Origin of the sequence: Pseudonocardia pini (assembly GCF_013870575.1) — a bacterium.
In the GTDB taxonomy this organism is placed as follows: Bacteria; Actinomycetota; Actinomycetes; order Mycobacteriales; family Pseudonocardiaceae; genus Pseudonocardia; species Pseudonocardia pini.
The window spans coordinates 1-5,361 of sequence record NZ_JACBXB010000364.1 but is presented as its reverse complement, the minus strand read 5'-3'; the positions used below and the strand labels follow the sequence as shown (position 1 = coordinate 5,361).

5 protein-coding genes are annotated in these 5,361 nt (G+C 72.9%); 4 read left to right on the top strand and 1 reads right to left on the bottom strand.

The features are described 5' to 3' along the window. Positions 1 to 1,429, bottom strand: a 1,429-nt coding sequence (locus tag H5J29_RS19540; protein ID WP_246394064.1) for an HAD-IC family P-type ATPase, incomplete at its 3' end; no start/stop codon positions are given. 156 nt (positions 1,430 to 1,585) lie between these two features. On the opposite strand from H5J29_RS19540, the gene eat reads away from it, so the two are divergent. From eat to eutC, 4 genes are read left to right on the top strand one after another with little or no spacing between them, the layout of a single operon-like run. Beyond that, positions 1,586 to 2,995, top strand: coding sequence for an ethanolamine permease (eat, locus tag H5J29_RS19535; protein WP_181782493.1), 1,410 nt, complete (start codon positions 1,586 to 1,588; stop codon positions 2,993 to 2,995). After that, positions 2,992 to 4,371, top strand: a complete 1,380-nt coding sequence (locus tag H5J29_RS19530; RefSeq protein WP_181782492.1) for an ethanolamine ammonia-lyase subunit EutB — start codon at positions 2,992 to 2,994, stop codon at positions 4,369 to 4,371. Before eat ends, H5J29_RS19530 begins: the two co-directional genes overlap by 4 nt. After that, positions 4,368 to 4,550, top strand: a complete 183-nt coding sequence (locus H5J29_RS36270; RefSeq protein WP_181782491.1) for a hypothetical protein — start codon at positions 4,368 to 4,370, stop codon at positions 4,548 to 4,550. Before H5J29_RS19530 ends, H5J29_RS36270 begins: the two co-directional genes overlap by 4 nt. Next, positions 4,547 to 5,269: an ethanolamine ammonia-lyase subunit EutC gene (gene eutC / locus H5J29_RS19520; protein WP_181782490.1), complete on the top strand. Its 723-nt coding sequence runs from the start codon at positions 4,547 to 4,549 to the stop codon at positions 5,267 to 5,269. Before H5J29_RS36270 ends, eutC begins: the two co-directional genes overlap by 4 nt. Positions 5,270 to 5,361 lie beyond the last annotated feature (92 nt).

Here is a 5,361-nt window from a genome sequence, read left to right as displayed (position 1 = left end):
CGACCTCCGCGGGCACGCTCGCGCCGGACTCACGGAGCAGCCCCGGCCCGCCGACCGCGACCTCGGCCCCGTCGACGGTCGCCCGCACCCCGCGCCCGGTCAGCGACCGGAATCCCGTCACCCGCCCTGGTGATCGCTGCCCCTGACCCGTCGAGGCCGTATCCGGCGCGGAGGGGTCGGAACCGGTGATCATGGCGGCGACGACCGCCTTCGCCAGTGGGTGCTCGCTGTCCGCCTCCACCGCGGCGGCGAGGGGCAGGGTCTCCGGCGCACCGGTGATCCCGACGACGGTGGGCCTGCCCGTGGTCAGTGTGCCGGTCTTGTCGAACACCACGGCGTCCACCGTGCGCATGCGCTCCAGCGCGAGCCGGTCCTTCACCAGGATCCCGGCGCGGGCGGCGCGGGCCGTCGAGATCGCGATGACCAGCGGGATCGCCAGGCCGAGGGCGTGCGGGCAGGAGATCACCAGGACGGTCACGGTCCGCTCGACCGCCTCCGAGAGGTCGCCGACCAGCGACCACACCACGAACGTCACCACGCCGACGCCCGCGGCGAACCAGAACAGCAGCGCCGCGGCCCGGTCCGCCAGCGCCTGGGCACGGGACCGGGAGCTCTGGGCCTGCTCCACCAGGCGTCGGATGCCGGCGAGCGCGGTGTCCTCCCCGGTCCGGTCGACCCGGACGCGGATCGCGGAGTCGGTCGCGACCGTGCCCGCCACGACGCGGCCGCCCACGCCGCGCGAGACGGTGCGGGACTCGCCGGTGATCATGGACTCGTCCAGCTCCGCCGCCCCCTCGACGACGACGCCGTCGGCGGGCACCCGGCCGCCGGACCGGACCAGGACGACGTCGCCCGGGACCAGCTCGGCCTGCGGGACCTCCTCGACGCCGTGCTCACCGACGCGCTCCGCGGTGTCCGGGAGGAGGGCGGCGAGGGCGTCGAGCGCGCCGGAGGCCTGGCCCAGCGCACGCATCTCGAGCCAGTGCCCGAGCAGCATGATCACGACGAGGAGCGCGAGCTCCCACCAGAAGTCCAGCATGAGCAGGCCCGCGGTCGTGAGTGCGCCGGCCACGAACGCCACGGTGATCGCGAGCGCGACCAGCAGCATCATCCCCGGCCGGCGCGCCGTGATCTCCGACCAGGCGCCGGTGAGGAAGGGGGCACCGCCCCACAGGAAGATCACCGTGCCGAGCACCGGGGAGATCCAGCCGGTGCCCGCGGGGAGGGGGTAGCCGAGCAGGTCGGCGAACATCGGGCTGAACGCGACCACCGGCAGGGCGAGCAGCAGGGTCCACCAGAAGCGGGTGCGGAACATCGCGGCATGGTCCCCGTGGCCGGCGTGCCCGCCGTGCCCCGCATGCTCAGTGTGCCCCGCGTGCCCCGCGTGCTCGCCGGTCGCCACGTCCGGTTGCTCCTTCTGGTCCATCATCCGCCTCCGCGCTCCGCCGTTCGTGCTCGTCGCACGAAACCTATATACCCCCCCAGGGTATTCCCGCGGCGTCGAAACCTTGCCGTGAGGCGCCCGTAACGGCACATTCCTACCGTTCGGGCCGCATCCCCACCCCGACCGACGGAGGGGCTCCACGTGAGCAGCACACCGACGAACTCCGACTCCGGCGACTACCTCGCGAAACGTCAGCTCCGCACCGGCGCCGCGGGCTGGGTGCTGTTGGCGGGTCTCGGCGTCAGCTACGTGATCTCCGGCGACTACTCGGGCTGGAACTTCGGCCTGGCGGAGGGCGGCTTCGGCGGCCTGCTGATCGCCGGCATCGTGATCGCGGCGATGTACTTCGCGATGGTGCTCGGCATGGCGGAGCTGTCCAGCGCACTGCCGACCGCGGGCGGCGGCTACACCTTCGCCCGGCGCGCGCTCGGCCCGTGGGGCGGCTTCGCCACCGGCACCGCGATCCTGCTCGAGTACGCCATCGCCCCCGCGGCGATCGCGACCTTCATCGGTGCCTACGTCGAGTCGCTGAACCTCTTCGGCATCACCGACGGCTGGTGGGTCTACCTCGTCGTGTACGCCGTGTTCATCGGCATCCACCTGTCGGGGGCGGGCGAGGCGCTGAAGGCCATGTTCGTCATCACGGCGATCGCGCTCGTCGGGCTCGTGGTGTTCGCGATCGCCGCGATCCCGCTCTTCGACACGGCCAACCTCACCGACATCGCCCCCACCGACGCCGCGGGCGCCTCGGCGTTCCTGCCGTTCGGCGCGATCGGGATCTGGGCGGCGGTGCCCTTCGCGATCTGGTTCTTCCTGGCCGTCGAGGGGGTCCCGCTCGCGGCCGAGGAGGCCACGGAGCCGGAGAAGAACGTGCCGCGCGGGATCGTCGTGAGCATGCTGGTCCTGCTCGTGACCGGGGCCGTGGTGCTCGTGCTGTCGACGGGTGCGCTCGGCGCGGAGGCGTTGTCGGAGTCCGGCAACCCGCTGGTCGAGGCCCTGGGGACGGGGGTGGCGGCGACGGTCGTCAACTACATCGGGCTCGCCGGGCTCGTCGCGAGCTTCTTCTCGATCATGTACGCGTACTCGAGGCAGACCTTCGCACTCTCCCGCGCCGGTTACCTCCCCCGGGTGCTGTCGGTGACCAACTCCCGCAAGGCGCCGACGCTCGCGCTGATCGTCCCGGGCGTGATCGGCTTCCTGCTCTCGCTCACCGGCCAGGGCGCGATGCTGCTGAACATGGCGGTGTTCGGGGCGGCCCTGAGCTACGTGCTCATGATGGTCAGCCACATCGTGCTGCGCCGCCGCGAGCCGGACATGCCGCGCCCGTACCGGACCCCCGGCGGTGTCTGGACGACCGGGTTCGCGCTGGTCATCGCCGTGATCTCGGTGATCGCGACCTTCCTGGTGGACAGCGTCGCCGCGCTGTGGACGCTGGGTGCGTTCGCCGTGTTCATGGCCTACTTCGCCTTCTACAGTCGCCACCACCTCGTGGCGAGCGCCCCGGACGAGGAGTTCGCCGCGCTGGCCGCGGCGGAGAAGGAGCTCGGATGAGACGTCGCACGACCCTCGGTGGACACACGCACGAGTTCGCGGACCTGAAGGCGCTGCTGGCCGCGGCCACCCCTGAGCGGTCCGGCGACGTGCTGGCCGGGGTCGCCGCCGCGTCGGAGCAGGAGCGCGTCGCCGCCCAGGGGATCCTCGCCGACCTCCCCATGGCGACCTTCCTCGAGGAGCACGTCGTCCCGTACGAGTCCGACGAGGTCACCCGGCTGATCGTCGACAGCCACGACGCGGCGGCCTTCGCGCCGGTCGCGTCGCTGACCGTGGGCGGGTTCCGCGACCACCTGCTCGCCCCGGGCACCGACACCGTGGCGCTGAAGGCGGGCCTGACACCGGAGATGGTCGCCGCGGTGTCCAAGCTGATGCGGGTGCAGGACCTGATCGCGGTGGCCCGCCGGACCCCGGTCGTCACCGCCTTCCGGTCCACCGTCGGGCTGCCGGGCACGATGGCGACTCGGCTGCAGCCCAACCACCCCACCGACGACCCGATCGGCGTCACCGCGTCCATCGTGGACGGTCTCCTGCTGGGGTGCGGGGACGCCGTGGTCGGGATCAACCCGGCCACCGACTCCCCGCAGCGCACCACCGACCTGCTGAAGCTGATCGACGAGATCCGCGAGCGCTACGCCATCCCCACCCAGAGCTGCGTCCTCGCGCACGTCACGACGTCGATCGAGATCATGGGCCGCGGCGCCCCCGTCGACCTGGTGTTCCAGTCGATCGCGGGCACGGAGGCGGCCAACGAGGGCTTCGGCGTGACCCTCGCGCTGCTCCGCGAGGCGCACGAGGCCGCCCTTGCCCTGGACCGCGGGACCGTCGGGACGAACTGCATGTACTTCGAGACCGGCCAGGGCGCCGCGCTCTCGGCCGACGCCCACCACGGCGTGGACCAGCAGACCCTGGAGGCCCGCGCCTACGCGGTGGCCCGGGCCTTCGACCCACTGCTGGTCAACACCGTCGTCGGGTTCATCGGGCCGGAGTACCTCTACGACGGCAAGCAGATCACCCGGGCCGGGCTGGAGGACCACTTCTGCGGCAAGCTGCTGGGCGTGCCGATGGGCGTGGACGTCTGCTACACCAACCACGCCGAGGCCGACGCGGACGACACCGACACCCTGCTGACCCTGCTCGGGGTGGCCGGCTGCGGGTTCGTGATCTGCGTGCCGGGCGGGGACGACGTGATGCTCCACTACCAGTCGCTGTCGTTCCATGATGCGCTGTACGCGCGTCAGGTGCTGGGACTCGCCCCGGCGCCGGAGTTCGCGAGCTGGCTGGACGGGATGGGGCTGATGACCGGGGACGGGCGGATCAGGGAGATCACCGCGGACTCGTCGGCGCTCAAGGCGCTCACGGCGGGTGTGCGGTGACGGACGGACGGTCGGCGGCCTGGCAGCGCCGCGGCGAGCAGGCGACGGGGTCGCGTCCGGTCCGCGGGAGCGGCCGGGTCGGCGCGGGGATGATCGACGACATCGACGCCCTGCTCGCGGAGGAGGAGTCTGCTCCCGAGCCCGCGCCGGAGGACGACGTCCGCGAGCCCTACCTGTGACCACCGACGATCCCTTCGTCGCACTGCGTGCCGCCACCCGCGCGCGCGTGGCGCTCGGGCGGGCGGGGGACGCGTTGTCGACCGCGGACCTGCTCGCCCTGCGCGCCGCGCACGCCGCCGCCCGGGACGCCGTCCACTCCCCGCTCGACGCCGAGGCGCTGGCCGCCGAGGTCAGGGCCGAGCTGGGTCGGGAGGCGGTGCTGGTGCGCAGTGCCGCCGCGGACCGGGCCGAGTACCTGAAACGCCCTGACCTGGGCAGACGGCTCGGTGACGGGGGGCTGGAGGCCGGGGAGTACGACGTCGCCTTCGTGGTGGCGGACGGCCTCTCGCCGCTCGCCGTGCGCACCCACGCGGTGCCGATGCTGCGGGAGATCCTCGCGCGGCTGGAGGACTGGCGGGTCGCGCCGATCGTGGTGGCCACGCAGGCCCGGGTCGCCCTCGGGGACGAGGTCGCGGTGGCGTTGGGGGCGCGCGCGGTCGTCGTCCTGGTGGGGGAGCGGCCCGGGATGAGCTCGACGGACTCGCTCGGCCTCTACCTCACCTACGACCCGAGGCGGGGCCGCCGGGACTCGGAGCGCAACTGCCTGTCCAACGTCCGCCCGCCGCACGGCACCGGCTACGAGGCGGCCGCCACGACGCTCGCGATGCTCCTCGCGGAGTCCCGCAGGCTCCGGCTGTCCGGGGTGCGGCTCAAGGCCGATCCCGCTCTAGAGAGCTGAGATCTGACAGATCGCGATCAGGCGCAGGGTGGTCCAGTCCGTGGGGCGCCAGGTGCCGTCCTGCGGCATGACGATCGACGCGCCGCTGCGGC